The sequence below is a fragment of the Pseudomonas sp. JV245A genome, from assembly GCF_032424515.1.
GTDB lineage: Bacteria > Pseudomonadota > Gammaproteobacteria > Pseudomonadales > Pseudomonadaceae > Aquipseudomonas > Aquipseudomonas protegens.
Window position 1 is genome coordinate 30,215 of sequence record NZ_VYKE01000028.1, and the last position, 25,690, is coordinate 55,904.

The window sequence follows — 25,690 nt, forward strand, 5'->3', positions numbered from 1 at the left end:
GAGCGGGGAGTTCGCTCACTGCCCCTTTATATTGATTGTCACCTGTAATCCCAGTGGGCCAGGCCTGTCGCAGATCAATGTCATGCTGCCGATGGGATGACGCTCCAGCAATTGAAGCAGTTGCGTCGGTCGCAGACCTACTCGCACATGTGCCAGCAACTCGCGAGTGTGCTGAGACAGCGCTTGTAGCAGGGTGGCGGGATCATCAACCTGCAGATGCAGCCATTTGCGCGGCGCCGCGATATCCGGCAAATCGAAGCCGTCGACGCCTGTCTGGAACAGCTCCCCACCCTCGCTGTGAACGGAGGACGCAGCAGGTGAAATACCCAGGCCCTGCAGTAGCAATTTAAGCCTGGCAGCCTCGCCGGCAATGCCTGCGGCATTCATGGCAGAGAATGCGTAATTGACGCGCTTGCTCGGGGACTGCAATACGGCTTGCTCAAGAAAGGCCGTACGCTTGGGTGCTATCTCCCAAACCAGGGTGTTTTCAGTTTCGCAAGGCTGCATGGACTGCCTTTGAGCGGCAGCCTGATAAAACGGATGCTCACTCAGGGGCTGCATGACCTCGGACAGCCGAGTGGCCAACCCGGTATCAAGAAAGCTCAGATACGCCTCGAAGGTCTGGTTGGACTTCGCGTCAGGCCAGCACCCGCAAAAAGCCCTGAGTGCGTCACGGGCTGCCGAGTCGAATGCCTGCGGCAGGATCATCGTCCCCAGATCCCGGGATCGCCCGCTGTCGCTCAACAGCGCGGCGTAGTCCATCAGCAACTCGCCCTGGTCGACCCATTGAATACCGTGGTCACGACCACGGCGTTGCCACAGACTGCGTTGCTGCTCATCGTGAGAGAACAGCAGGGCTGTCGTCTGTCCCGGAATGCATTGCGCCAGGAAGTCTTCAGTGGTCATCAGTTGAATGCCATCAACGGCATCAATCAGTACCTTGTCGTGCACCAACGCCACCGGTTCCCAAGGGAAGTCCAGATCCTGCAACGCGCGCTTGAAGGGCACTGATCGCGGCGTACTGTAATCCCAACCGATAAAGTAGAGTTTCTTGCGAACAGTCATGCCGGGCTCACTGTGGTTTCTGGAAGTAAAAAGTTTGCGTATCGCCGATACGGCCTGCGGTCAAAGCACCGCTATGGGGGCTGTAGTAATTGCCCGAGACCACCTTTCCGCTACTTGGATTGACCAACGTGCAGTCGGCCCCCAGCCAGGTCATCAGGGTCAAACCATGCCGTTCGCCCAAGCTCAGGAACTCTTCCACGGTGTAGTGCTTGTAGTGCCACGCGTAGGGGTTTTTGCTCAGGTCCACAACCTGTGAGTTGGGTGCGGAGATAATCAATCGGCCGCCGGGCTTCAATGCATGGACCATCAGCCCAAAGAACGCTTCGCCCTGCTCGACGTGCTCGATGGACTCGATCGACACAATGAAATCAAAGTGGTTGGCTGGCAGTGAAAACGGAAAAAATTTCTGGCTGAACAGTACGTTCAAATCGACATAATTGCGGTTAGCCAGGTCAATGGACTCGGCCGAGCCGTCGATGCCGTGCATGAAGCAGGGCAGGGATTGCGCCAGCAGATGAGTGCCATAGCCATTGCCGCAAAAGATATCGGCGCCCAGCAGCGGCCCCGGCAGGTCGGCGAGGACCTCGCGTGCGAATTCATAGCGAGCGATGGCATCGGGCGGGAGTGCATCCGGGTGCAATGCGGTGAGTCGTTCACCACTGTCCAACCTAAAATCTCTATCAAGCAATCCCATAAATACCTCGGCACTAAATGCCCGGACTCCAGGCACCGTAAATAAATGATTAGTACGTGAACACCCTGGGGCCTAGGGGGCTCAACTTGTCATAAAAACTGTTGCCAGGTAACTGTCGCCCACGTACAGCTCCCAACAATCATTTGCAGTGTTCGCCCGCTACCGTGCCGGGCAAGGCGACACTGGCCAAGCCAACCTTGGGTCTTGCGAGCCACCCCTGCGCTGTCCGGGGTGACTGCAGATTGATCAGCCGGTAGCCCGCCATTTGAACCTGCGGAGTTGCTCGTGGCAGCGTAATTCGCCGCCCTGCCATCGAGCACGACCCCTACACGTTTTTCGGCAGGCGGATAGTGCTGTAGCAGTGGCGACAGGTCAAATTTGGAATGGTTGTTCGATGCCACGCGAGCTATACCGCCCAGTAGATCGTCTGGTGCCGCCGCTATGGAGGTTGGCCATGGGCCAGGAGCAGACCCCTGGCCCGGCGTGGCTCTGGCCGCCCGGGGCGGGTCAAGGAGGGTCAGGCTTCTGGCTTGAGCTTTATGCCGGCGCATCGGCCTCGAGTCAGCAGGTAGTCCACTTGCCTGGCGCGGTTGATGGCGACGCGGATTTCGCAGCTGGCTGAGTTGGTCACGTCGCCCCAGTATTCAGCGTGTACCAGTTGGCCGTTCTGTGGCCCGGTGTAGGTGCCGAGCGCTTCGCGTGAGGTGTACGAGGTGTCGCGTTTATAGATCAGTACCACCCAGTCCTTTTCGGGGGCGGTGGCGACTTGGTTGGGGACGCCAAAGTGCTCGATCGCCTCGCCAACCGGGCGGTTCTTCCAGTAGTTGCGAGCCTGGGCTTCGGGCAGGGTTGGAATGGCCGAGCATCCGCTGAGCAAGATGGCGGCTATTCCCAGTGCGAGCAGTCTTTTCATCGCACGTTCTCCATAAATAGTGCGTTCATTTGGCGGGCATCTGATCGAATGCCTGGTCGACGATCTTCAGGATGGCCGTCTTGGTGTGCTCGTGATTCATTAACTGGAACAGCCCCGGAGCGGCCGAAATCATCTGCGAGGTAGGCATCTTGCCGAGCGGATACATCTGCTTCGCCTGGCGCTGCTCCGGATGACAGAGGAAGTCCCGGGTCTGGGCTATCCAGGGCTCGGGCTGCTTTTGCCATTGAGTGGAAACCTTCTTCGGGCGCAAGTCGTTGAAGAGCTTGCTGTAGTTCTGCGCGCCGTTCAGGCGCACCCGGTTCTTCGCGCAGTCGACTTCGACGTCATACGCGGTCATCGTTGGCTTGCCGCCTTCTTCGTAGAGCTGATAGACGCCCAGCGAACGGACACCGCCCTTGCGCAGGAAGATGTTGGAAGGTTCACCGTCGACGATGAAGGCTTCGTTCTTGTTGAGGCTGCCCTGGTGATGAATCATCCAGAAGTCGCCGGCCGGGGCACTTTCCGCTTGTGCAGCCAGCGGGCTGCACAGCAGCAAGGCGGGCAGCCAGGGTCTGAGGGAGGTGAGCATAGGGCAACAATCCTTTGCTGTGGTGGGCACCTGGAGGCGGTGCTTGCGGGTGAAGAAAAATCAACTCAGTCCGTTGGCAAGACGGTGAGTGGCCAAGCTCAGGGGCTGTATCGGGCGATGGGCAGGGCGGACTCTGGTGAGTGGCTGCCATGACCAGAGGGCGCTCCTCGAGTTTTTTGTTCGTGGCAGCAGGTGGGCCGCTCAAGGGTAGAAATATAGGTGCGCCGGGCGTCGTGGGTCGATTAGGGCAAATGTGCTAATGGCGTATTGCTGCTATCGAGCAGGGCCGCGGAAACTGCGGCGGGCAGCTATGCCAGGGCAGGCCGCAGGAGGTCGATGGAGCGCTCAGGCCCGAGGGGGCCGGGTGAATTCAGGTAAAGGCCAGGGCCGCTCGGGGAGGGGGCAGTGTGCTACGGCGGCCAAGGCTGTTGGGGGGGGGGCTGGATCAGCTTTCGGGTGCGATGATCGGGTCTTGAACGGCTTCAGCCGCCAGCTTCAAGCGATCGGCCTTGCTGATGTAGGTGCACTTCTTCTTCGGTGCCAGTTTGGCGCTGGCCTTCTTGGCGTTGGCCTTCAGCAGTTGGTTGATTTTCTTGCGGCGATTCATGTGTGCGACTCGGCGGGTAAGTTGCCGAATGATATCAGCTAAGGGGGGCAGGCCGGCCACCCGGGGTGAACCCTGGTGGCACAAGATTGGGTGGCGGCCCTGTTTAGCTGGATCACCCGATCACTTCTTGCTGTTGCAGTCGATTACGCTGGCATCGGTGATGATGTTCTGGCTATCGGTGTACAGGGTGATGCTGCAGAAGTAATCGAGCACTGTCCGGTTTTCCTCATACCCGGTCTTGCGATAGACCGCTTCGCTCCCCACCGGCATCATGCCGCCGACTCCGCCACCGCCAATGCCTACCCAGGTCTCCTTCTGGCCGACGTACTCGACGCCGGTCTGCACGAAGACCTTCTCTGGCGTGGTATGGGTCTGCACCCGGTTCCACAGGTAGAAACCTCCGCTGCCGTAGGAAGAAGGCCCCATGCCCTGGTCGGGCCTGCCGAACAGTTGAAACGCATTCTTGGCCGGCTGCCCCACCAGTTTCTGGGCGGCGATCTCGACGTCGTTGGGTTCGGTCTTGGCTGTTGGGATGGCACAGGCGCTGATGGTCAGAACCGTGAGGGCAAGGCATACGAGCTTGAGTGAAGGCATGACACAGATTCCTTGTGTTCCTGGATTTTCGGCAAAAGATAATCTGAAAAATATCGGCATGGCCAGTGCAAGATTGTGCTGAAGAGCCGCCGTGCGCTGATTTGCGCCGGCCATACAGGCGCGACAACACGCCACACTGGCGCAATCGCCGGCAGTGGTCTTTGCTGTCTCGGGCCCGGCGGCAGGGCGCGCGGACTGAGCCTGCGTCATGCCATACAGGGGGCCTGTGTCCGACTCTGGTGACAGAGCAGGGCACAGAACACTATCGAGGTCTCGACCAAGGAGGTCAGGTTGAAAAGGAAAATGCTGGCGGCTTCGCTGCTGCTGTGGATGTTTTCGCTGACGGCGCAAGCCGACTGCGCGGTGCTGGGGCCGGGAGAGGATCCGTGCGCTGGCCCGGTGCTCGGGCCTACGGTCTGCGAATGCCCTTGATGAATGTCCGTGCCCTCGTCAGGGGGCATGGGTGACTGGATGACTGACCAGGAGGTCGCAAATGAAAAAAGTGATGTTGGCGGTATTGCTGCTGTGGGGCTTCACCCTGACGGCCCAGGCTTCTTGCCCGGTGTTCGGCCCGTCCGAAGATCCGTGCAGCGGCCCGGTATTCGGTCCGTCCACCTGCGAATGCCCTTGAGCTAGTTGCCAATGGCAGGCCCGGCCCAGGTCGGGCCTGCTTCTGCCTTGGGCCTGATCGGCAGGTGCCGAAGCGCCTGTGGCCGGTTCTTCAAAGATGGGCAATCAGCTGCTGCCGATAGCCGTTTTCATCGGCTGGGGCGGGGTATCGGGTTTCATCGATCAGCGCGCGCAACTGCTGTGAATGGCTGGACTGCCTGAAGGCAACCTGGCACTCGGCAGCATCAAAAAAGCCTCGTAGATGAGGCAGGGCCAAGGGCAGCAGCAGAGGTTCTATCTTCAACGAAATACTGACGATATCCAGTTGGTCGGTGGGGTCTCGGTAGAGATCGATGACCAGCAGGCTTGCACTTTCGGTACCCGGATAAATGTGGACGTCGCCAGCGCCAACCGGGGTTTCGTCAAAGTAGCTGGTGTACAGCTTGCGAATGTCGAGAGCGATTCCCAGGGTGTTCAATGCCGCCGCCAGATCGGCGTTGGGAACAGGCTCGTCCTGCGCCCAGGTGACGAAGTCGGGCATGGAAACACAGATGTCGAACTCGTTGGCGCAGATGATGGGCGTCACTGGGAAGGCTTCCTGGTGGTGGAGGGCCGCTAGCCTACCACTGGGCGACGCTGTTTTTGCAGCGATGATCCATGAGCTACTCCAGGTTGCTCATCGGCTGTCCATAACTCTTGAATAGGTGGCGCATTCCCCGGTTTGTCCTGTAGCGTTCATCGCGGCTGGCGAAGCTGGCCAGACACGGACGTTGGGAGTCCTGCACACATTCAGACCAAGGATATTGGCCCCAGATGACTCAGCTGATTGATTTCAAATCCATCGTTGCAGCAGCGCAGCGGATAGATGGATCGGTAGTTCGTACGCCGACGGTGGAAAGTTCAATGCTGGCAGGCATGGTTGAACGACCTGTCTTTCTCAAGCTTGAAAACCTGCAGGCCGGTGGTTCATTCAAGGCCCGCGGGGTACTCAACAAGTTCTCGGCGTTACAGGAGGGCCTGAGCGATAGCCACTTCGTCGCCGTCAGTGGGGGTAACTTCGGCATTGCCATCGGCGAGGCGGCCAAGCGCTTCGGCGCCAGGGTGACGGTGATCATGCCCGAGAGCGCGCCGTCTTCGTCGGTCGAACGCATTCGCGCCTCCGGCAGTACGGTCATTGTCGAAGCGGATGTGCATGCTGCCTTTGCCCGGGCCAAGACCCTGGAGGCAGAGGGCTATGTGGTGATCGACGATTGCGCCGACACGCTGATTGCCGAGGGGCATGGAACACTGGCCCTTGAGTTCATTGCCGACTGCCCGTCCCTGACCGACGTGTTTGTCGCGGTCGGCGGCGGGGCGATGCTGGCGGGGGTGGCCACGGCCTTGAAGGCAATCAAGCCCGGGATCCGGGTCTGGGGCGTAGAGACCGCCGGCGCACACTCCATGAGCCAGGCCTTGCAGGCGGGCAGGCCGGTGGATATCGACGTCAGTTCGATCGTCTCCACCCTTGGCGTTCCGATCATCGACGAGCTGATGTTTGCCCACGCTCGCCACTATGTCGAAGACATGGTTGTGGTCCCTGACGAAGAGGCGATCAAGGGCATGCTGTCCTTTGCGCAAGGGACAAGGCAATGGGTTGAGCTGGCTTCTGGCGCGCTTGTGCCCGCGGTCGTTGCCACCGCGCCCAGGCTGCCTGCCGACGCGGTTATTGGCCTTGTCGTCTGTGGTGGGAACATATCCCTTCAAGACATGACGAAATGGGCTGCCTATGCGGGAATTTCCTGAACATTCCCAGGGTGATGTCTGTAACAGGTCGCTCGCTATCGAAAGCGAGTGCTGGCTGACGTACGCGCTCCGGCGCTGAGAGGGGGCGAGCAGCCCTCTCAGCGCACCAGGTTGGCCAGCCAGCCGTGCAGGTCCTACTTCACATCGCCATTGTAGAAAACGTGCTGTACGTCTTCTTTCTTGACGATCAGCTTGTTGCCATCGGCCAGGCTTTCGACCAGCTCCGAGCAGTTGTTGATTTCCATCTTGCCGGTCACCGATTCCGAGGCACTGTCAAAGGTGAAGGCGTAGGTGGTGGCGGGGCAGCTGGCGCCACCTTCTCCGGTGGAGACCACCAGCAGATACTTGCCACCGAAGGCATAGGCTTTCTCGACGGCGACGTATCCTGTGAGGTCCGGGTCTTCAACCACGTAGTCCATCACATTGACGACACCGGCGCGGGATACATAGTTGATGGCCGAACCGCCCATTTCGCGGGTGCTGGTGGTGAATACGCCACCGATGTCGTCGCCGCTGATGATCAGCGGTACGTAGCTGACCCGGGGCGCTTCTGGGGCCGGTTGGGTGGCGACTGTCGGGGCGGGGCGCTCGCCGAGGGCAGGAGCCGCCTGTGGCGATACACACTTGCCGGTCTCGCAGATCCGATCACCCTTGCAATCGGTGTCCTTGAAGCACTGGGCGGCAGCGCCTGCCTGGCCGGTTGCCACCGGCTCGGGTTTCTTGTCGCATCCAACCAGGGTCAGCGCTGCAAGTGAGAGGGCGTAAACAAGCTTCATGTTGATCTGTCCTTAATCAAGAGGGGGGGCCGGCGGGCAATGTAAAGGGTTTGCTCAGGCGTTGCCAGGAAACCTCAGCCCGGCCATCCCCTGTTGGCGGCTTGTCAGCAAAGGCTGTCGGCAGCACTGAGCATGGGGAGGACCGGGAGGCTCATATCGCGGATGGCCGCTTCAAGCTTGTCCTGGTAGATGCTGAGGATGGAGTAATCCAGTTTCTGGGTGATGTTCGCGCCGCTTGCGCAATTTTGCAGCAGTTCTTCCAGTGCCCCGGCAACCAGGTCCGCGGTGACCTGCAAGACGTTCAAGCCGAAGCGGCTATCGACAATGACCAGATTCGTTAAGTCGTACATACAGCCCCTGCGGTCACTGTGATGAAGGGTAATGGCTATGAGCCACTAGCAGTTTAACTAAACCGTCGGTGGGCTGTCACGGGGAGAAAAGGGGGGAGTTGCGCCAGTGAGCTGGTTTTTTGTACGGCGATTTTCCAGCGCTCAGGGGCTGCTCTGTGTACCATTCTGGTCCGCCTGGAAACCAGATTTGATCTGCATGCTGATTTTGAAAAAGGGTGATCACCAGGGCTTGAGGATAGGGCCACGCTGGCCGTCTTCAGAGGTCTCGATAGATGCCCGGGTCTTCGCCCAACTGCTTGAGGTCCAGTCGAGACTGCCTCGCTCCGTGCAACTGCTGGTAACCCGGGGTTACGAACCCAACAGCAGTTGCCTGGGGTTTTTCAGAACCCTGTCGCGCTGGCTGGGCATCCGGCTTTTCTGCCTGTGTTACCCGCGGCGAAAGCAGGAGCTGGAGGATATTTTCGGCTCCAATGGCCATGACGTGGACGGCACTCATGTCGACCTGTCCATCGTCCTCGATGGCAAGCGCTTGCGCTTTCTGCCCTTGGGTGTGTTTACCTCGCCGGCCCGCCAGGAACAGCGCAAGGCGCGTTACTCGGCGGTAGTGGAGGAGGTCAAGGCCACCCTGGGGCAGTGCGGTTTTCAGATTCATCGCAACCCTACCGAAAGCCTGCAGATCCATTGCGACTACAAGGCTTGATCTCGATCTCTGAAGCGTTGGTCATGCAGCACCCATGGTGCTTGCCGATGCAAGTAATAAGGACGTTACGTGTTGCGAAGTCTGTTGTGGCTGGTGCTGACCCTGGGGCTGAGCGGGTGCACGGCATTGATGACCCGAACCACTCCCTACACCTGTCCCTATATCGGCGTGCGCATGGACTGGGCCCTGGCAAAGGAAAACAACGGCGTACTCTGGCCGTTTCTGGCGCTGGATGCGCCGTTTTCCGGGGTGGTGGATACGCTGATGTTTCCCTTTGAATACCAGCACAGTTGCAGCCTTTGACTCTCGAGGTTCAGCTGGGCTGAACGGGCAGGTGAGTGGGCGGGCCGATCCGTGCTCAGGGGCGGGGACGACCCCAGGATAGAAAGGCCGTCTAGAGTTGATTCTGGCAATCGCTGCCTGAGGAGAACCACCATGCACACATCGCGTCCGCTTGTTACCGTTCTTGCCTGCCTGTTCCTGGCTGCGGCTTCCCCCCTGGCTCTGGCCGATCCGGGCGGGGGCAAGGGGCAAGGCCATTCCAAGCAGGACGCCCAGGATGATCGTGGCCAGGGCAACCGGGAGGGCCACGGCAAGGGCAAGAAACCTGCTGCTGACGATTGGAGCCATGGCCCGAGCATCGATCGTGGCAACGTGCTCGGCATCTTGGGTGGGCACCGTGATTACTGGAGCCCGGGACCGGCGTTGCCTCCCGGTATCCAGAAGAACCTGGCCCGTGGCAAGCCCCTTCCACCAGGCATCGCCAAGAAGCTGGACAGCCGGCTGCTCGGGCAACTGCCACGCTATGAGGGGTATGAGTGGCGGCAGGCCGGTACGGACCTGATCCTGGTGGCCATCGCCAGCGGGGTCATCTACGAAGTGCTGAATGACGTGTTGAACTGATGGGGCTGCCGGGGTTTCAGCCAATCGCAACTCAAACCCCGGCAGGGAGCCCAGGCCCGAAGGGCTATTCCCAGCGCTTGAACAGCACGCTGGCATTCACCCCGCCAAAGCCGAAGCCATTGGACAGTGCGTATTGCATGGCCAGCTGGCGAGCCTGCCCCCTGACCAGGTCCAGCCCTGCGGCGGCGCTGTCCGGGTTTTCCAGGTTGAGGGTGGCCGGGGCGATCTGATCGCGCAGGGCGAGGATGGTGAAGATCGCCTCGATTCCTCCGGCCGCACCCAGCAGGTGGCCAGTGGCGGATTTGGTGGCGCTGATGGCCAGTCCACTGTCGGTGCCGAACACCGTTCTGATAGCAGCCAGCTCGCCTTTGTCACCCACGGGGGTGGAGGTGGCGTGGGCATTGAGGTGCTGCACCTGAGATGCCTGGATACCGGCCTGGCGCAGAGCCTGCTGCATGGCGCGACGGGCGCCGTCGCCGTCTTCCGGGCCGGCCGTCATGTGGTAGGCGTCGGCGCTGGTGCCGTAGCCCACCAGCTCGGCGATGGGCCGGGCGCCGCGGGCCAGGGCATGTTCCAGTTCCTCGATGACCAGCAGGCCGGCGCCTTCACCCATGACAAAACCATCCCGAGCCTGGTCGAACGGACGGGAAGCGCGTTCCGGGGTGTCGTTGAATTCGCTGGACAAGGCGCGGGCTGCGGCGAAGCCGCCCAGGCTGACCCGGTGGATGGCCGCCTCTGCACCGCCACACACTGCGATGTCGATTTCCCCGGCGCGGATCATCCGCGCGGCATCGCCAATCGCCTGGACCCCGGCGGCACAGGCGGTCACCGGCGCGCCCAGGGGACCCTTTAGACCATGGCGGATCGACACGTGCCCGGCGGCCATGTTGCTCAGGAACGAGGGAATGGTGAACGGCGACAGGCGGCGCGGGCCCTTGCTGTCGGTGGTGCGTACCGCTTCGGCGATGGCCGGGAAGCCGCCCACCCCGGAGGCGATGATGGTGGCCGTGCGTTCCTGGGCTTCTGCGGTATCCGGCTTCCAGCCGGCCTGGGCCAGGGCCTCCTCGGCCGCGGCCAGGGCGAAGAGGATGAAGCGATCCATCTTGCGCTGTTCCTTGGGGGCCAGCAGTTGGTCCGGGTCGAAGCCGGCCTCCGGGTCCTGGAGCGAGTCGGGCACCTGGCCGCCGATGGTGGTCGACAGCTCGCCGATGAGTTCTTCCGGTAACGAGCGGATGCCGGACTGGCCTGCCAGCAGGCGCCGCCATACCTGTTCGACTCCACAACCCAGTGGCGTGATTGCGCCCATGCCGGTGACTACGATGCGTTTGCTCATGCGGATCCTGCTCCTTCAGCGTACGTGATTGGGGAACAACGAAACGTGGACGATACTATCATCATGAAAGTAACATCCGAATCCATAATTACCGAGGTGCAGTGCAGGAGCCAGCCATGCAACGAAAGAGTCTGATTGAAGCCGAGTGTCCGATCGCCCGAGGCCTGGAGCGGGTGGGGGAGTGGTGGAGCATCTTGATCATGCGCGATGCCTTGCATGGCTTGCGGCGCTTCGACGAGTTTGCCCGCAGCCTGGAGATCGCCCCGAACATGCTGACCCGGCGTCTCAATTCCCTGGTGGAGGATGGGTTGCTCGTACGTGAGGCCTACAGCCAGCGCCCTCTGCGCTATCAATATGTGCCCACGGCCAAGGGCGAGGACTTTCGTGTGGTGCTCATGGCTTTCGTGGCCTGGGGCAATCGTCACTACGCTCCCGAAGGTGAGAGCGTGCAACTTGTCGAGCGGGAAACCGGGCTTGCGGTACAGCCTGTGATGGCGGAGGTCGCCAGCGGCCGGTTGGTGGCATTGCAGGCGTGCACGGTGCAAGCCGGGCCCGCGGCCAGTGCCAGCATGCGCCAGCGCCTGGGGGCTACGGCTGACTGAGCCCTGGCGCCTGGTTCGATGCTGCGGGTGCGGCGGGTTGCTGTGCGGCGGCCAGGTTCTGGGGTATCCAGCAGATTCTGGCTGGTGGCTGCCAGGGCGTTATCGTCCGCAGGCTGGCCGGCGTCTCAGCGTGCTCGCTGCCCGCGCCGCCAGGAAGGGTGAAAGTGCCGCCAGTGGGCGTCCTGGGCTGCAGCCAGCAGCTCACGGTCGCCGCGGGTATCGCCCCAGGCCCGGAGCCGATACTGGTTCAGCGGACCGTAGACGCTTTCCAGGCGCAGGACCTTGTTCTGGCAACGGCAATTGTTTCCGGTGATACGCCCGCTCAGTATGCCGTCGACCACCTCCAGTTCGGTGCCGATCAAGCTGATCCCCAGGCGTGTGGCGAAAGGTTGCAGGACCAGGGCCGGGGAGGCAGAGCACAGGGTTACCAGGGCGCCTGAGCGCAGCTCCTGGGCCACCGCCTGCAGGCCCGCCGGGCGCATCAGTCGGCTCCAGGCCTGCTGGCAGAAAGCTTCTGCCCGCTGCTGGAGCCAGGCGGCCTCGACGCCTGTGAGGAAGGTGCTGATCAGTTGCGCCTTGAGCTGGTCGCGATCGACCCGGCGCACCAGGAACCTCAGGCTGGGCAGGGCCAGGCCGAGTATCCGCCGGTTGAACTGGCGGTGGCCGAAGGCAAACCTTAGAAAGGGTACGAAGCTGTCATGGCGGGTCAGGGTGCCGTCGAAATCGAACACCGAGAGCACCTGGCTGGCATCGGGGTTGATCCCGATGGTGTCCGGGGCAAGCGCCTGGGCTACGGATTGTGGGGCCTGGGATGGCAAGCCCGTGGGGGCGAGGGGGCCGGTTGGCGGGTGGGGCGGCATGGGTGTTCTCATTGATGGCGGCCGTGGATACGCGGCCGGTTTTGCCTGGGATCGCTGCAGTCTACGCGTTCCGAGTGGAGGCTTCTGCTACAGGTCTACAGACGCAGCATGGGAAGGGGGTTCCAGGGACGGGTCAACAGCCGTCTGGCGGACAATTGAACCAGGCGCAGATGAAAGCCGGCATCGGGAAATGCGGCAAGCACTCGACGCCGATCCTGGCGCGATAGACCAAAGCTCAGCATGCCCAGGGAGACATCAATCCAGTCGGCGCGGCGAAAGCCTTCCACCAGGCTACTCGGCTGCTCGGCAGTAGGGGTGATCTTGTGGTGCAGTTCAATCATTGGCAGCACCTCGGCTGCCCATTCCGGCCTGCCGATTTCCTCCAGATAGGCTTCGGCCAGGTGTAACGAGGGTGGCAGGTAGTCGAAGGTCCCGGCGGTCCAGATCCCCAGATCATGAAAGGCTCCGGCAATGGAGAGTTTCTGCAACTGCAGGGCATCAGTGCCTGTAAGCAGGTGGCAGAAGTTGATGACCCGGTACACATGGTTGCGATAGCCGGTGAAATCCTTGCCCAGCTCTCCGCGATAGCGTTGCAGCAGTTCGTCCAGTAGTTCCAGTTGGGTCAATAGCATTGCAGCGTCCTTGCGGTACCCCTTCGGGGCGCGTTTTCAAGAGTCGGTTCACAATTAACGGGAAGCGCCGGATGCCGGCGTGCGTTGCCTGGCGCGGGCTCTTTCGACCATGGCCACGATGGTGTCGCAGAGCTCTTCCTGGGCTTGGCCGAAGCTGATCTCTCCCAGTGTGGCGGCATGGGACAGCGCTTTAGCGGCGCCGAGCATGGCCCGCAGGCCCGCGGTGCCTATCACGGCGCCGTTCGCGAAGGGCTCAAGGGCACCTCGACAGGTTTCCAGGAAGGTGGCCTCGTATTCACGCTTGGTCTGTTCCAGCTCTGGCGAGCTGGCCAGGGCGGCGATCACCCCAGGGATTTCACGGCCCTGGCGTTGCACACAATCCATATAGGACGCGGCAATCACATCGGCGCGAGCCGCCAGCGTGGGCCTGGCAGTCTCCAGCGCCTGCTCCATGAGTGCGGTCTGACGCTGATCGTAGTCCTGGTAGAGGGCCGCCAGGAGTACCGCCCGAGTGTCGAAATGATCGTAGACCACGGGTTTGGTGACACCGGCCTGTTCTGCCAGGTGCCCCAGTGTCAGGGCCTCGGTGCCTTGTTCGCGAACTATCTGCCAGGCCACGCCCATCAACTGCTGCAGGCGCTGTTCCCGTGTCAGGCGACGGCGCGGTGAGGCATCGGTGTTCTGGCGGCTTGACATGCTTATATACCAAAGGTAGGTTATTGGTTGTAACTTACTAAAAGTATATAAATCCTCTGCAATCAGCGCAATGCGCTTGTGGGAGTAGTCGCCATGCACGCACTTCTTGTCTTTGCCCATCACGACCCCAGGTCCCTGACCCACAGCCTTGCCCGGCAGATTGCCGAAGGCCTGGCCGAGTCTGCGGAGCACTCCTTCGAGATTGCCGATCTCTGGAGCGAAGGCTTCGAGCCGCGTTTCGGCGCTGCAGATATTGCGGTACACAGAACCCAGGTCACCCCTCCTGTGGACGTTCTCGCCGAGCAGGCCCGGATCGATCGCGCTGATGCTCTGGTACTGGTCTATCCGGTCTACTGGTGGTCCATGCCAGCGCTGCTCAAGGGGTGGATCGACCGGGTGTTCAGCAATGGCTGGGCGTTTGATTTCCAGGCCGATGCCAGGTTGGTGAAAAAGCTGGGGCGCCTTCGGGTGCATCTGGTAGGGGTGGCTGGGGCTGATGCCGGTACCTATGAGCGTCACCGCTACCTCGAAGCGATGCAGGCTCAGATTGATCACGGGATCTTCGATTACTGCGGGGCCAGTGTGATGACGTCGCAGTTGCTGTACGAGTCGGAGTCCGGCGCCCAAGCCGCCAATCTGCAAAGGGCCCGGGCTATCGGGCAGGCCTTGTTCAGCGCCCACAGGCTCGCCGAGCCGGTGTAAGGCTTTGCCAGGCATATCCATAGGGGCAGGGCGGGAAGGGGGGCGGGCGGTGGTCGCGGTCGAAGGGCGGGCTGGCTCTAGCCCCAGCAGCACCAGGCGAAGGTCGTCAGGCAGAGCAGCAAGGGCAGGGCATCAAGAAATTCATTCATACCGGCACATTCCATTCGGACGGGTGCCGGCAATTTAAGGTGGCTGCTGTTATCTGTCTGTTGCGATTCTGTGAATTTTCAACGCTATTTTGTTGAATGCTTCAGGAAGCATCGTAGGTGCGTGGCTGGCACCTTTTTTTCGCGGCTCCAACACTGATGGAGGCCTTCCAGAAACCTGTCCTGAAATCCAAAGACTCAAAAAAAGTGTGGATATTTAATGACTTAGGTGATTTTATTTGTGGTTTTTTTCTCAAAATATGTTGTTACAGAATGTACGATTCCGTTACTATAGCCCTGCGTTCACCTACCACGGTTTATGCATTTTTAGCCCCAAGTGTCCATCAGCTACTTGGGCTTTTTTTTGCCTGGAATTTGTCACGGGCCGCTTTTTCCCCATGGGCTGGATGCACAGGATTCACGATCGGGCACCTGGCTCACCCGACCGTGACTGCCGATACGCCTAGTGCCGGACGATGTGCAGCCCTTCCTCCTCCTGAGGCGGCACGAAGTAGCGGCTAATCCGTTCGAACTGCTCGTCGCTGGCGGCAAACGGGTGATCGCCCAGACGATTGCGCTCGCGCAGCCTTGCCTTGCACTGGGCTTCATCCACATCCAGTACATGCAATTGATGAGGGGTGCCGGCCTGGTCCGCCAGCGCTCGCAGCCAGGTTCGCTGGGCGACGGTATTGGCGGGAAAGTCCAGGACGACACAGGTTCCAGCGCGCAACATGGCGATCACCAGCGGTTCCAGCACACTTGCCAGGCGCTGGGCGTGGAGCAGGTAGTCGGCAATCGAATGAATCTGCTCCGGATACAGGCCTGCCAGCCACTGGTCTTCAGAGATCAGGACGCTACCGTGCGCCTCTGCCAGCTGCCTGGCCAGGGTGGACTTGCCCGAGGCGATCTTGCCGCACAGCAAATGCAGTACGGCGGGTGATGAGTGCTTCATGGTTTTCTCCTGGGGTAGTTGCCTCAGAAGAGTGGTGGTCAACCCCGCCTCCGAGGCGGGTTTTTGACAGCCTGGACGGCCGCTAGCCCACCTTGCTGATGAAGGGGGTAATAATCGCTGCAAGGCCAGGCCGGGGGATCGGGTTCATGTTGTGGAAACTACAGAGTCGCCACGAAAAAAAACAGCCCGGCCATGCACAAGCCTTCATCATTTCGAAGCGCTGAGGCACTGCGCAGGCATTCGATAACTGCGGGGTAGTTAACATTTCTCTGTGTTTTTTCTGATACACAAAAGCGCATACAGGCCTATCCTGAACGGGCGAACTTCACCTCCCCCATACAGGCGAGAAGCCATGCTCTCTACCAGCGAGCTTTGCCACATATTGGAGTCCGGCTTTCTCCCGCTGTCCTGCGCCTGCGCCCTGAACCCCAACGGCTCCCTGACCATCAAGATCTACGATGCAGAGTCGGGCCGGGTGGACTTGCTGCTCACCGGTGTCTCCACTGCCGAACTCACCAGCGTGCGCGACATTTCCAATCTGATTGGCGAGCTGCGTACCGAATTGCGGGCAGGGCGCCGAGCCTTTGCCGGGGCCTTCACCCACTACGCCGGCTGAGGGGGCGGGGAGGCGCGTATTGCTGACAGTTGAACATGTCATTGCGAGGGCATAGCGTTACAGCGTTCGCCCAGTATCTATGACTCTTTACCGGTTCATGGATGGCGAGGTCATCTGTACTGGGCGAACTCCACAGGCGCTTGATGTACGTCTTTCTGGTTATAGCTGTTAACCTCCCTCGCCATTTTCACCCAAGGGTGCGCAACTCGGGCGGTGCTCGAGGCTTTCTGCACCTGGCTTGGTCTTTACCCATTCAAGGAAGGTCTTCATGAACATCGGCAATACGCCTCCCGCCAACTACAGCTACGCCCAACTCTCGAAAGTACTGGAACACAACCGCTCGGTTGCTCAAGTCAAAGGTCCCGAGGCGCCTGTGGAGCAGGAGTTCGCAGCGCATCTGGAGGCCGAGCAGGCGGTCGCCAAGGACGACGCGCTCAAGCTCTCCTTGAGTTTTTCCGCGCAAGCTTGAGGGCTGCCCGGGGAGGAAGCTCTTGCTGGACATTGCTGGCAGGAGCTTCGTCCGAGGCTGTCATTTCAGGATAAGTCTTTAAAAATCAGTTGGTTGGCTTATGGCGCCATGTTAGTCTTGCCGCCGCTGAGGGAATTGGCGAGAGGCCGTGCGGCCCCTGGTTGAACCTCGGGATGACGCTGTAGATCTCTGATTTACCGTGTTTTTTTACCCTCGACAGCGAGTCGGGAACCGGGCTTTTTTGCCGGCTTCGACCTTGCTTCACAAGGACTGGATGTATATATTCCACTCCCTGCTTCAAACACTGGACGGCCTGATGCCGATTGAATGTTCCAGTGCCGCGTTATCGCGCTACCGCCCGAATGGCGAAACTGGTAGACGCATGGGACTTAAAATCCCCCGCTCGTAAGGGCGTGCCGGTTCGATTCCGGCTTCGGGCACCATCTATTTCAAGGGCTTGCACGGTTTTTTGAGTGAGCCTTACTCTGAATCAATTCGCAACTTCAAATACTGCTCCGCAATTCACTTTGAGGGTGAGACCTTCTTGCCCTTACGATTGCGCGTGCACTGTTCGGTCATCTCCAAAGCGGGAGGGCTAAATGAGCTGGAAGCGTTTTAAGGTGGCGATCCTGTATGTCGGTGCTGTCCTCATGCTTGTGCAGGCCGGGCGACATTTGGCCGATGGTCCTACAAAGCTCGATAACGTGGGGCCCGCAATCATTGCCTTGGGGATCGCCTACTACTTGATCAGGCGAGCAAGAGCGTGTGCCGGATAGCATGGCGGCAACTTGATCTTGATTGATAGATCACGCTGTCACTAGTTGTCGAGTAGGTGGGTAAATCAACTCAGCGCTCGGATACTTGGCATGCTCTTGCGGCAGAGAAGGGCTTGCGCCCCTTCAGCATCGATGAATCCGCTATGTGCGTCTATTTGTTGGCGCCCTGATCGCCAGGTATTTGCCGGTGGTTCTTTGGGGGAAGTTCGCAAGTAGAGGTGGTGAAAAAAGCCTGGTAACTCTAGGCCGAACTATCTGGCAGTAGTGGTACCGTCTACGCTACATCTCTGGAGCCTGCTAGATGGATGGTCAAAGTCCACCTCACCGCATCGCAACGCCTCTAGTTGCGTCAAGCGCTGAAAACCCTGCCGTTCACCCACCTGTTTGGCATCGCGGCCCGGACTTGCTCACCATTGGAAGCACGGGGGCGGCCATTTTGGGTTTCTGCTTTGTGGTGCTTGGGTTGTTGCCGGGCTTGGTGCTGACGCTACTGCTCCTACTCGGGTTCGAAGCGATGCCAGGTGAACCGAGCGGCGATGGGTCTAGCCTCACAACGTCGTCGTTCATCCAGCTCCTGTGTGGGTCTGTTGTGCTCATGGGGCTGGTCTTCGCGTGGATTTTTTCTGCATCTAGAGTGCTGGCCTTCACGTTCGACGAAAACCAGCAACTGCTTACTCTCACGGTCACCCGTCGCGCTCGCAAGCCCGCCGAAGTGCAAGTGCCATTTAGCGACATCATTTGTATCTGCCCTTACGTGCTCGCCAGTTATGACCGCGATGGCCATTTTAGTGTCGTGTGCCAGAGGCCGAGGGGCAAGGAGTTCGTATATCGATTGGCCGAGGGCACTTCTCTGGAGGAGATGGAGTTTCATGCTGCGTGGTTGCGGGGAATGATAGGGGACCGGATGCAGGAACCATTGAATCTGGATAAATGAACGAAGCACGTCTCTCCAGCCACTATCGAGGTGAGGCGGCTCTGCGCTCGACTGCCCGGGGTGTTTCAAACGGATTGTTGAACGGCCTGCACCGGCCAGGACGAGCGCCAATTGGCATGTTTCATAGGATGCTGATCGCATCCGGGGCTGGACTGTTCAAACTGCTCCACAGGTCGCCAAATTCTGCAATTCGATCGGGCCGGGATCGTGACGGGGTTGCTGAATTTAGGTAACTTGGCATTTTCCATTCATGGACGACGGATTCATGCCAATCACCAAGCGTATTGCAAAAATCTCCCTGAGCATCTCCCTGCTGGGCCTCGTAGGCGCTAGCCCATTCTCCCTGGCGGACGACACTACTCCGGTGAGCGAGTTGCTGCGTAGCGGCTATGAAGTCAAGGCGGCCTACCAGGCGCCAGCACGAGTCGGCCTGGTGCACTTTCTGATCTTGCAAAAAGGTTCGTCGGCGTTCCAGTGCGTGACCTATGGCGCCGAAATAAAGCCACGTTTCCATGACTACTCCAACACCTACTCTTGTGCTCAAATTCAGGACCTGATTCCCACCCAGCCTAACCTCCGGCAGTAATCCTACAGCGCATTTACGGTTCCATTACCCCTCCAGCCCTTATGGCCAGGGCTGGTGCGGTCTGCTGTTGGGGAATTCCCGCTCGAAGGTGCCGAGATCAAGGTTGGCGGAGCGGTTTAAGCGTATGGAGGACTACCTCCGAGAAGCCCCCAGTAGTACTTAACGGATGTATTCGCCTGCGGGACGCTTCAATCCATGCATCGGCGTGTGCGATGGGGGAGGCTGTTCTTCCTGGCACGGATCTGGATCCTTCTGGGCAGGAGAGATAGAGCACCGGACACATAACGCTGGTTGCATACACAGTTTTTTTGGGGTGTTTTCCGACCCCGCGGGTGCATAGGAAATGCGGAACTGCGTTTGAGCTGAAGTTCACCTCTGGCAAACACATGTTTATTGCTGACTAAGACTCTCGTTTCAGATGTGAGTCAGAGCGTTGCTGTGCTGCCTCCGGGATTTGATTTCTACAATAAGGCCAGATGCAAAAATGAAAATAAACGCATTGTTCATCGCTTTGCTGGGAGGGCTCATGCTGATTCAAGCAACGCTTTCCTTTGCGGACAATACCAATGGCAAGAGTCTCTATGTGCAACGATGTGCCATGTGTCACGGCGCCGATATCAAGGGAACTGGGCCGTTGGCCAATAAGAGCAATCCTCCTACACCTGATCTGACGACCCCTGCTTTCAAAAAACGACTCAAAGAGTATCCGGGTGTGATTGTGTCGTCGGTAATACTGCGTCCCAATGGAGACTTGATTCCCAGAACTTTGCGGGAGAACGGTGTGAAGGTGCCCCCGCATGCTTGGAGCGTTAAGGATTTTCGCGATTTGAATCAATACATGAGTGACGTGATTTCAAAGACTCGATGAGTTCTTCATATGCGTTGGCATAGCGTTCCAAGAGCCACTTGCTCCGAGACGGTGGCCAATCAATCTTCGCTTCAGCCTTGAGGCTCATCGCTGCCCGGGTCGGGCTGCACCAGGTGCTGCCAGGGAAATACCTGTCGGGCGAAATTCTTCACGTAACCGCCAGTGGTGGCCTGGATCACCATGATCGGCAGTTTGGGTCGCTGGCGCTGCAGGGCTTCGAGTTGTTCCAGGCTCAGGCAGGTATTGCGCAAGCGCAGCGCCCGCAATGGGTCGCACGCGTGGCTGGCAAACAATCTTTCATAGCTGGCAAAAGACGTGATGGCGTGCTCCTCGCGGTCTTTTGCCCAGCTTTGCTGAAGTGCGCTGGATTCGCTGAAATCCAGGCTGCTCAACCGCGGCAGGTTGCTGGAGCCTGCGAGGTTGTCGATAAAACCCTGGGTGTCGAAATGGGCGCCGATACGCAGTTGCGCAAGGTGTGGCAGGTCGACCTGGAAGAAGTCCGCGTTGGGGGCATTGGGCAGGGTCAGTTCGCTGAGGTACGGGGTCTTTGCTACCCAGCGGGCGATTTCACCGGCTTCTTCCATGATGGTGCCGGCCTTCTGGATCAACGAAGCGTTATGGTCCTGAGGTTCGGTGGGGCGAATCGCCAATGACCTGAGGCGGGGAAATTGCACAGCACTGTCCAGCAAGGGGCTGAACTCCCACTCGCGGGTACCGTTCGTGCCTTCATCGGCACCGGAAAACAGCAGCGAGCTGAGGGTGTCCGCCACGCTCTGCTCTGCCAGGCATTCCAGGGTCCAGGCAAAGGGCTCGTCCCATAGCTCGCCGTAGTACTCCAGATGCAGGCCGTCACGCATCGGCGCCAGGGCCAGGTAGTTGTAGTCGCTGGCCCACAATGGGCCGGCCGGGTCTTCGCCAGTGTCGTCGTGCTCGGCGGCCTGCTCCCGAGTGAACTCATGGATGCGTTGCTGCAGGGCCAGCAGCCGCTGGTAGCCAGGGGAAGACAAGGGATTGGACATGGGCTGGGTTCCGCGGGTAACGCAGGCGCGGGCCTGCTGGATAAACGCTGGGCATGGTGAGGGCCGATCATAACAAAGCGGCGAGGGCGGCCCGCTGTGAAGCGAGCGCTGGGCGGTACACATTTTTCCAACAAATAAACTCTGTCCTCAGGGCCTGACCGGACGCTAGGATCCGTCGCCGACCTGCCGGCCTAGTGTTTTCCAGGGGCTCCACAGCATGCAATCAAGGCTACTGCCGTCATCAGCAACCGGGCTCGCGCCCAGGGAAATCACCCTGGATGACGCAGCGCTGTTGCAGCGTTTCTTTGTCGAGAACCCGGAGTATTTCCATATCGTCCACGGTGCAGCGCCGCAGCCGGACGAGGCGCGCGACGAGATCGATGATGCACTGCCAGCGGGCTGGTCCTACACCCACAAGTGGAAAATCGGTTACTTCGACAGTGAAGGGCGCCTGCTGGCGTTCGTCAGCATTGTCACCGACCTGTTGGCACAAGGGGTCTGGCACATAGGCCTGTTCATGCTGGCTACCCCCTGTCACGGCAGCTCCCTTGCCCGGCAGTTGCACTCTGAGCTGGAGGCCTGGGCTGCGGGCGAGGGCGCACGCTGGCTGCGCTTGAGCGTGGTCCAGGACAATGCCCGGGCACAGGGTTTCTGGAATGCCTGCGGTTATGCCCAGGTGCGTACCCGTGACGGGATCGAGCTGGGGCGCTTGCAGCACCAGGTGCGGATCATGATCAAGCCCCTGGCCGGGGATGCGCTGGCCGACTACCTGACCCTGATGCCCCGTGATCGCAGCGAGGAGCAGGTACCTTCCTGACAAGGTGCCAGGAGCACCCGGACGGCGTGACTACCGCAAGGCAACCCCCCCAGCCAGGTGCTAGGCGTGGCTGAGCGACAGCTGGCTGATGATGCAGGCCGAGCCATCCTCCGCCGGAGTGCTGGGGGTGAAATCGATCTGGTTGTAGATCCCGCCATGAAAGTCGAATACCTGGCCATCCCAGGTCGAGTCCAGGGCGTGCGGGGGAGAGCTGGCTTGCTGACCATTGCAACTGGCGCCGATGGTGATCAGCCCAGCGTAGGTGCAGTGGATGCTGAGCTGGAACAGCGCGTCGAGCGGGACGCCGCCGAGCAGCGGTAGCGGCCTGGGGTCGGCGCCGTTGAAGCTCTGGCGCAGGGCATAGGTCAGGGTGCCCTTGTCCCAGAACACCTTGACGGCCGGATTCACGTCATCGCGTACATGCATTTGCGCAACCACCACTTTCTGCGCCGAGTTGACCTTGGTCAGGGTCATCTGCTGGCGGTTCCAATGATCGGCGGCGCTGCTCAGGGCCCAGTAGCGGGATTCCTTCCACTCGCAGCGGGTTCGATGGGTGCTTTTGCTCGCCGCGCCCCGGGTCGGCGCGCACAGTTGTATCGAGCCATCTGCCAGGCGCGAGATCACGCTCGGGCATTGGGCCAGGGCGAGGTTGCCGTTGAGCTCCAGTGCCAGCGGGTTGCTGGCCGAGGTGGGCAGTGGGGTGGCGATGTCGAGTGTGCTGATGTCTACCGGCATGTGGAGGTTTCCTTGTCGGGGCGGTCGGTGGGCCAGCGTCCAGGGCGATGCTCGCGGCTGCGGGGCCGCGGCATCAGCGGGAGCTGTTTCCCGGAGCGCCCCCGGAGCCGCTAGACCGCGGTGGCGATGTGACTGTCGCCCCCGTTCCTCACCGACCCGCAGTTCTACCTCGAGCTGTACCGCACCGTGGTCCGAGGGGCTTGATCAGCCTGAACTAAAAACGCCCCTGCCAGTCCCATTGGGCATCTTTGAACGACTGGGGGAACACCATGAAAATTCATCCTGCAATGCTCTGCGCCGCGGTTCTGGCTTCAAGCCAGGCGCTGTTGGCACAGGCTGCCCAGACCACTACCGCCGAGCCGGCCTACCAGAGCCAGGTAGCACGCTACCAGTGTGAAGGGCAGGTGCGCATCGACGCCGCCTACCTGAACATCGACAACGGCTCCTCGTTTGCCACGCTGTATTACAAGGACCAGTTGATCCCCATGCACATCGCGCGTTCCGCTTCCGGCGCCCTGTATGTGGCGGACGACGAGCAGAACAGCTTCCGCTGGCACACCAAGGGCAAGATGGGGGTGCTCTCGTTCCTGGAGGCGGACCACACCGCCACGGAGCAAACCCTGCTCAAGGACTGCAAGGAACTCGAGCAGGACTGAAAAACCGCCAACGCACTTTCCCGCGGGCAAAAAAAAGCCCGCGGGGAGTGCGGGCGAACGTAGTTGCTTGAATGAGCGAGGCGACTATACACAGCGCTTTTTCGCCGCTGGGTGAAAGAAGTTTCATCTTGCGCCTCAGGGGGCCGGCCTTGCCCAGTCCCGTACTCGGCCGGCACGCTGGCGTGCTTCGGTTTCAGACGAAGGGCTGGCCGTGAAAGCCCCGTGGCAGACGCTGCAGGCCCGGCAGGGCGGTCAGGCGTTCGGTCCAGGCGTTACGCCAGAGTTGGCCGCCATGGCTGGCCTTGGCCTTGCGTGCAGCCCGACGAGCGGCATTGCGCTGGTTGCGTCGGGCCTCCTTGTAGACCTCGGTGTTTCGGCAACTGCGGCATTTGACCCGGTTCAGTTCGCCGGTGGAGGCCAGTTGGGTGCCGTGATGACCGCAGGCCAGATGCCCGGCGACCTTGAAGTGAGTAACCATCGCGTTTCTCCTTCGGAGTGAGTACGGAGCACGCGTCGTGTGTTCGATGCGTCTCCATACTTTTACGACCGCAGGGCACAGGCGACGTTCGTTGTTTTGTCGGCAAACCCCGAGCCACCGGCAGATCTGTTCTAACCTGCTAAGGCGAGTGAAAAATCCCTTCAGGAAGAGAGGTGGGCATGGCAACGCAACAGCAACGCCCTTACGAGCAGGAACGCAGCGATGAGACGGCACCCTACGAGGTTGAACACAAGGAGCCGCCTCCGCAGACCTGGAAGCATCCGGATGATGGCAAAAGCCTGTCGGAACTGGATGAAGAACGTCCCTTGAAACCGTGACCCACAGCCCCGCTCCAGAGCGGGGCTGTCGTTTGTGGCAAAGCCTTGGGCGGGCTCTGTTACCATCCCCGGTTTTGCCGCCCCGAAGTGCCGGGGCGAGTGGTCCGTTCAAGGGAGAAACACATGATTGTCACCACCACCGCCCATATCGAAGGCCGGGAAATTGCCAGCTACCTGGACATCGTCAGCGCTGAATCGGTCCACGGCATCAACGTGGTCCGTGACCTGTTCGCCGGCATGCGCGACTTTTTCGGCGGCCGCTCCCAGACCCTGGAGCGCGCCCTGAAGGAAGCGCGGATACAGGCCACCAATGAAATCAAGGAGCGCGCTCGGCAGTGCAACGCCGATGCGGTGGTCGGCGTGGATTTCGAGATCAGCATGCCGGCAGGGCGCGGTGGCATGGTAGTGGTCTTCGCCACCGGCACCGCCGTCAGGCTCAAGTAGCGTTCAACGCCTCCGGGCGTTCAGGGCGCGACCGGGGTGCACAGCTCCACTAAAGTGCCGTCCGGGCAGCGCACATAGGACACCGTCTGCCCCCAGGGCTTGCTTGTGGGGGGCGCCAGTTCCCGGGCACCGTGCTCCAGGGCCCGGGCATGGGCCGCCTGCACGTCTGCGGTGACCAGCCCCAGTTCCATGCCCAGGGGCCTGGGCGAGGAGTGAGCCGCCACATGGCCGGCCGGGAAATTCATTTCTGCCAGGTCATGGTCGGCGAAGGCTAGGGTAGTGCTGCCGGTTTCCAGCTCGCCATAGGTGCCGGATTCGTGGAGAAACCGCCGCTTGAAACCAAAGGCCTGCTCGAAAAAGCGCAAGGAACCTTCGACTTCGGGTACGTAGATGATGGTGTATCCGAACTGCATGGCGTGACGCTCCTGTCCATGGATTGTGAGGCGGCGAATCTAGCACGGGCCTGCGGCTGCGCAGGGCCCGTCGTTGTAAGCCGCTGTTTCATGGCTGCTGCTCCCTGAGGTGCCAGCCCAGGGCCGAGCATTGCAGCTCATGGGTCGGCGCCAGGGCCTGGAGAAAGGCCTGATCGTGGGAGGCCACCACCAGGGCCCCGGGAAAGTCCCGCAGGGCGCATTCGAAGGCCTGCACCGATTCCAGGTCCAGGTGGTTGGTGGGTTCGTCGAGCAACAGCAGTTGGGCTGGGTTGCCGCCCCACAGGGCCAGGGCCAGGGCGGCTTTCAGGCGCTCGCCGCCGCTCAGTTGCGCGCAGGGTTGCAGCACCCGCCGGGCATCCAGTTGCAGGCGTGCCAGGCGGGTACGCAAGGCGCTTTCCTCCAGGGGCGTGGCGGCGTTGCCCAGTTGTTCGAGCAGTGAGCGTGCGGGATCGAGTTGCGCCAGATGCTGATCCAGATAGGCACTGGCTACCGCCACTCGGCATTCGCCGCTCAGTGGCTGCAACTGGCCGGCCAGCAGTTTCAGCAAGGTGGACTTGCCGCAGCCATTGGGGCCGACCAGGGCGATGCGCGCCGGGCCGACGACGTTGCAGGTGAGGCGGCTGGCCGGGGCTTGCGGGTCCAGCCAGGGCAGTTGCGCCTGCAGTAGACTGAATACCGGCTGGCCGGCCTGCAAGGTGGTGGCGGGCAGAGTGAGCAAGGTCGGTGACTGCGCGCCGACCCGGGCAAAGGCGTCGCGCACCTGCTCGTCGAGCTCGCTCTTGTGCCCCTGATGGGCGTGGCGTACCTGGCCCATGATGTCCCGCGCGGCGCCGAGCAGCTTGGCCCGTTCGAAGCCTGAGACGTTGGCGGTCTTGGCGTACCGGCGCGAAGCCGCGGCGTGGCGCTGGATGGTGTCGTGTTCCCGTTGCAGGCGCTTGTGCTCGCGGCTGCGCTGGGTACGCGCATGGTCCAGCGCCGCCTGCGCCGCCTCGCTGTGGGCCTGGCGCTGCGCCTG

The 25,690-nt window shown here is 60.7% G+C and carries 36 protein-coding genes and 1 tRNA gene; 18 read left to right on the forward strand and 19 right to left on the reverse strand.

From position 1 onward, the window contains the following. Positions 1-15 precede the first annotated feature (15 nt). The 6 genes from F6S12_RS11075 to F6S12_RS11100 all read right to left on the reverse strand — a co-directional run bounded on the left by F6S12_RS11075 (position 16) and on the right by F6S12_RS11100 (position 4,462). A complete protein-coding gene (locus F6S12_RS11075) occupies positions 16-1,065 on the reverse strand; it encodes a hypothetical protein (RefSeq protein WP_315868906.1) in 1,050 nt (349 codons plus the stop codon). A gap of 7 nt (positions 1,066-1,072) precedes the next feature. Further along, positions 1,073-1,732: a class I SAM-dependent methyltransferase gene (locus F6S12_RS11080; RefSeq protein ID WP_019093065.1), complete on the reverse strand. Its 660-nt coding sequence runs from the start codon at positions 1,730-1,732 to the stop codon at positions 1,073-1,075. A 544-nt stretch (positions 1,733-2,276) separates the two neighbouring features. Further along, positions 2,277-2,672 carry a hypothetical protein gene (locus F6S12_RS11085; protein ID WP_011061727.1) on the reverse strand — a complete coding sequence of 132 codons (396 nt, stop codon included), beginning with the start codon at positions 2,670-2,672 and terminating at the stop codon, positions 2,277-2,279. 25 nt (positions 2,673-2,697) lie between these two features. After that, on the reverse strand, positions 2,698-3,261 hold the full coding sequence (locus F6S12_RS11090; RefSeq protein ID WP_315868907.1) for a hypothetical protein: 564 nt from the start codon (positions 3,259-3,261) through the stop codon (positions 2,698-2,700). A 445-nt stretch (positions 3,262-3,706) separates the two neighbouring features. Beyond that, a complete protein-coding gene (locus tag F6S12_RS11095; protein ID WP_019093064.1) occupies positions 3,707-3,868 on the reverse strand; it encodes a DUF2986 domain-containing protein in 162 nt (53 codons plus the stop codon). Between the two features lie 120 nt (positions 3,869-3,988). Next, the gene (locus F6S12_RS11100; protein WP_015635918.1) at positions 3,989-4,462 is read right to left on the reverse strand and encodes a hypothetical protein; all 474 of its coding nucleotides are present in this window, start codon (positions 4,460-4,462) and stop codon (positions 3,989-3,991) included. A gap of 291 nt (positions 4,463-4,753) precedes the next feature. Here F6S12_RS11100 and F6S12_RS11105 point away from each other — a divergent pair, with 291 nt between their 5' ends. After that, positions 4,754-4,894, forward strand: a complete 141-nt coding sequence (locus F6S12_RS11105; RefSeq protein WP_003083582.1) for a hypothetical protein — start codon at positions 4,754-4,756, stop codon at positions 4,892-4,894. A 61-nt stretch (positions 4,895-4,955) separates the two neighbouring features. After that, positions 4,956-5,093 (forward strand): hypothetical protein, encoded by a 138-nt coding sequence (locus F6S12_RS11110; protein ID WP_011061723.1) that lies wholly within the window; start codon positions 4,956-4,958, stop codon positions 5,091-5,093. 90 nt (positions 5,094-5,183) lie between these two features. Here the strand turns inward: F6S12_RS11110 and F6S12_RS11115 are convergent, their stop codons facing one another. Further along, positions 5,184-5,657: a hypothetical protein gene (locus F6S12_RS11115; protein ID WP_015635917.1), complete on the reverse strand. Its 474-nt coding sequence runs from the start codon at positions 5,655-5,657 to the stop codon at positions 5,184-5,186. 227 nt (positions 5,658-5,884) lie between these two features. Between F6S12_RS11115 and F6S12_RS11120 the strand changes: the two genes are divergently transcribed. Beyond that, entirely contained in the window at positions 5,885-6,853 is a 969-nt protein-coding gene (locus F6S12_RS11120; protein WP_315868908.1) for a threonine/serine dehydratase, read from the forward strand. Positions 6,854-6,987: 134 nt separating this feature from the next. On the opposite strand, the gene F6S12_RS11125 is transcribed toward F6S12_RS11120, so the two are convergent. Both F6S12_RS11125 and F6S12_RS11130 read right to left on the reverse strand, forming a co-directional pair. Then, the gene (locus F6S12_RS11125; RefSeq protein WP_053152158.1) at positions 6,988-7,629 is read right to left on the reverse strand and encodes a hypothetical protein; all 642 of its coding nucleotides are present in this window, start codon (positions 7,627-7,629) and stop codon (positions 6,988-6,990) included. Positions 7,630-7,733: 104 nt separating this feature from the next. Beyond that, entirely contained in the window at positions 7,734-7,979 is a 246-nt protein-coding gene (locus F6S12_RS11130; protein WP_011061719.1) for a hypothetical protein, read from the reverse strand. Positions 7,980-8,175: 196 nt separating this feature from the next. On the opposite strand from F6S12_RS11130, the gene F6S12_RS11135 reads away from it, so the two are divergent. The 3 genes from F6S12_RS11135 (at position 8,176) to F6S12_RS11145 (ending at position 9,582) form a co-directional block, all read left to right on the forward strand. After that, positions 8,176-8,679: a hypothetical protein gene (locus F6S12_RS11135; RefSeq protein WP_015635914.1), complete on the forward strand. Its 504-nt coding sequence runs from the start codon at positions 8,176-8,178 to the stop codon at positions 8,677-8,679. Positions 8,680-8,748: 69 nt separating this feature from the next. Continuing rightward, complete coding sequence (locus F6S12_RS11140) at positions 8,749-8,982, forward strand: YceK/YidQ family lipoprotein (protein ID WP_011061717.1); 234 nt, start codon at positions 8,749-8,751, stop codon at positions 8,980-8,982. A 132-nt stretch (positions 8,983-9,114) separates the two neighbouring features. Continuing rightward, the gene (locus F6S12_RS11145; RefSeq protein ID WP_125063867.1) at positions 9,115-9,582 is read left to right on the forward strand and encodes an anti-virulence regulator CigR family protein; all 468 of its coding nucleotides are present in this window, start codon (positions 9,115-9,117) and stop codon (positions 9,580-9,582) included. 64 nt (positions 9,583-9,646) lie between these two features. On the opposite strand, the gene fabF is transcribed toward F6S12_RS11145, so the two are convergent. Then, complete coding sequence (gene fabF / locus F6S12_RS11150) at positions 9,647-10,915, reverse strand: beta-ketoacyl-ACP synthase II (protein ID WP_011061715.1); 1,269 nt, start codon at positions 10,913-10,915, stop codon at positions 9,647-9,649. Between the two features lie 116 nt (positions 10,916-11,031). On the opposite strand from fabF, the gene F6S12_RS11155 reads away from it, so the two are divergent. Next, positions 11,032-11,517, forward strand: coding sequence for a winged helix-turn-helix transcriptional regulator (locus F6S12_RS11155; RefSeq protein ID WP_011061714.1), 486 nt, complete (start codon positions 11,032-11,034; stop codon positions 11,515-11,517). 125 nt (positions 11,518-11,642) lie between these two features. Here F6S12_RS11155 and F6S12_RS11160 read toward each other — a convergent pair whose 3' ends face one another. From F6S12_RS11160 to F6S12_RS11170, 3 genes are all read right to left on the reverse strand, one after another. Next, entirely contained in the window at positions 11,643-12,377 is a 735-nt protein-coding gene (locus F6S12_RS11160) for an HAD family hydrolase (protein WP_041752307.1), read from the reverse strand. Between the two features lie 95 nt (positions 12,378-12,472). After that, a complete protein-coding gene (locus tag F6S12_RS11165) occupies positions 12,473-13,009 on the reverse strand; it encodes an HD domain-containing protein (RefSeq protein WP_053159100.1) in 537 nt (178 codons plus the stop codon). Between the two features lie 54 nt (positions 13,010-13,063). After that, positions 13,064-13,705 carry a TetR/AcrR family transcriptional regulator gene (locus tag F6S12_RS11170; RefSeq protein ID WP_276495092.1) on the reverse strand — a complete coding sequence of 214 codons (642 nt, stop codon included), beginning with the start codon at positions 13,703-13,705 and terminating at the stop codon, positions 13,064-13,066. Between the two features lie 93 nt (positions 13,706-13,798). Here F6S12_RS11170 and F6S12_RS11175 point away from each other — a divergent pair, with 93 nt between their 5' ends. After that, positions 13,799-14,407: an NAD(P)H-dependent oxidoreductase gene (locus F6S12_RS11175; protein ID WP_065364224.1), complete on the forward strand. Its 609-nt coding sequence runs from the start codon at positions 13,799-13,801 to the stop codon at positions 14,405-14,407. Positions 14,408-15,016: 609 nt separating this feature from the next. Here F6S12_RS11175 and F6S12_RS11180 read toward each other — a convergent pair. Continuing rightward, positions 15,017-15,505, reverse strand: a complete 489-nt coding sequence (locus tag F6S12_RS11180; RefSeq protein WP_015635908.1) for an AAA family ATPase — start codon at positions 15,503-15,505, stop codon at positions 15,017-15,019. Positions 15,506-15,857: 352 nt separating this feature from the next. Here F6S12_RS11180 and F6S12_RS11185 point away from each other — a divergent pair, with 352 nt between their 5' ends. The 6 genes from F6S12_RS11185 to F6S12_RS11210 all read left to right on the forward strand — a co-directional run bounded on the left by F6S12_RS11185 (position 15,858) and on the right by F6S12_RS11210 (position 19,754). Next, positions 15,858-16,121 carry a DUF1652 domain-containing protein gene (locus F6S12_RS11185; RefSeq protein ID WP_015635907.1) on the forward strand — a complete coding sequence of 88 codons (264 nt, stop codon included), beginning with the start codon at positions 15,858-15,860 and terminating at the stop codon, positions 16,119-16,121. A 268-nt stretch (positions 16,122-16,389) separates the two neighbouring features. Then, positions 16,390-16,590 carry a hypothetical protein gene (locus F6S12_RS11190; RefSeq protein ID WP_015635906.1) on the forward strand — a complete coding sequence of 67 codons (201 nt, stop codon included), beginning with the start codon at positions 16,390-16,392 and terminating at the stop codon, positions 16,588-16,590. 356 nt (positions 16,591-16,946) lie between these two features. Next, positions 16,947-17,033, forward strand: a tRNA-Leu gene (locus tag F6S12_RS11195). 634 nt (positions 17,034-17,667) lie between these two features. Then, a complete protein-coding gene (locus F6S12_RS11200; protein ID WP_246881862.1) occupies positions 17,668-18,300 on the forward strand; it encodes a hypothetical protein in 633 nt (210 codons plus the stop codon). Between the two features lie 265 nt (positions 18,301-18,565). Beyond that, positions 18,566-18,886: a hypothetical protein gene (locus F6S12_RS11205; RefSeq protein ID WP_019093051.1), complete on the forward strand. Its 321-nt coding sequence runs from the start codon at positions 18,566-18,568 to the stop codon at positions 18,884-18,886. A gap of 484 nt (positions 18,887-19,370) precedes the next feature. Beyond that, complete coding sequence (locus tag F6S12_RS11210; RefSeq protein ID WP_315868909.1) at positions 19,371-19,754, forward strand: cytochrome c; 384 nt, start codon at positions 19,371-19,373, stop codon at positions 19,752-19,754. 71 nt (positions 19,755-19,825) lie between these two features. Here F6S12_RS11210 and F6S12_RS11215 read toward each other — a convergent pair whose 3' ends face one another. Then, a complete protein-coding gene (locus F6S12_RS11215; protein WP_315868910.1) occupies positions 19,826-20,773 on the reverse strand; it encodes a hypothetical protein in 948 nt (315 codons plus the stop codon). A 217-nt stretch (positions 20,774-20,990) separates the two neighbouring features. Between F6S12_RS11215 and F6S12_RS11220 the strand changes: the two genes are divergently transcribed. Beyond that, positions 20,991-21,590, forward strand: a complete 600-nt coding sequence (locus F6S12_RS11220) for a GNAT family N-acetyltransferase (protein WP_077934252.1) — start codon at positions 20,991-20,993, stop codon at positions 21,588-21,590. A 60-nt stretch (positions 21,591-21,650) separates the two neighbouring features. Here F6S12_RS11220 and F6S12_RS11225 read toward each other — a convergent pair whose 3' ends face one another. After that, positions 21,651-22,325 carry a polysaccharide lyase family 7 protein gene (locus F6S12_RS11225; protein WP_053158956.1) on the reverse strand — a complete coding sequence of 225 codons (675 nt, stop codon included), beginning with the start codon at positions 22,323-22,325 and terminating at the stop codon, positions 21,651-21,653. A gap of 269 nt (positions 22,326-22,594) precedes the next feature. Between F6S12_RS11225 and F6S12_RS11230 the strand changes: the two genes are divergently transcribed. Then, positions 22,595-22,981, forward strand: coding sequence for an MliC family protein (locus F6S12_RS11230; RefSeq protein WP_047337039.1), 387 nt, complete (start codon positions 22,595-22,597; stop codon positions 22,979-22,981). A 193-nt stretch (positions 22,982-23,174) separates the two neighbouring features. Here F6S12_RS11230 and F6S12_RS11235 read toward each other — a convergent pair whose 3' ends face one another. Next, on the reverse strand, positions 23,175-23,459 hold the full coding sequence (locus tag F6S12_RS11235; RefSeq protein WP_015635899.1) for a hypothetical protein: 285 nt from the start codon (positions 23,457-23,459) through the stop codon (positions 23,175-23,177). A gap of 179 nt (positions 23,460-23,638) precedes the next feature. Between F6S12_RS11235 and F6S12_RS11240 the strand changes: the two genes are divergently transcribed. Both F6S12_RS11240 and F6S12_RS11245 read left to right on the forward strand, forming a co-directional pair. Next, positions 23,639-23,797 carry a hypothetical protein gene (locus F6S12_RS11240; RefSeq protein WP_011061701.1) on the forward strand — a complete coding sequence of 53 codons (159 nt, stop codon included), beginning with the start codon at positions 23,639-23,641 and terminating at the stop codon, positions 23,795-23,797. A gap of 123 nt (positions 23,798-23,920) precedes the next feature. Further along, complete coding sequence (locus tag F6S12_RS11245; RefSeq protein ID WP_011061700.1) at positions 23,921-24,241, forward strand: YbjQ family protein; 321 nt, start codon at positions 23,921-23,923, stop codon at positions 24,239-24,241. Positions 24,242-24,261: 20 nt separating this feature from the next. On the opposite strand, the gene F6S12_RS11250 is transcribed toward F6S12_RS11245, so the two are convergent. Together F6S12_RS11250 and F6S12_RS11255 are read right to left on the reverse strand one after the other, a co-directional pair. Beyond that, entirely contained in the window at positions 24,262-24,654 is a 393-nt protein-coding gene (locus F6S12_RS11250) for a VOC family protein (protein ID WP_019094154.1), read from the reverse strand. Positions 24,655-24,742: 88 nt separating this feature from the next. After that, positions 24,743-25,690: ATP-binding cassette domain-containing protein (locus F6S12_RS11255; RefSeq protein ID WP_315868911.1), on the reverse strand; the 948-nt coding region annotated here is incomplete at its 5' end.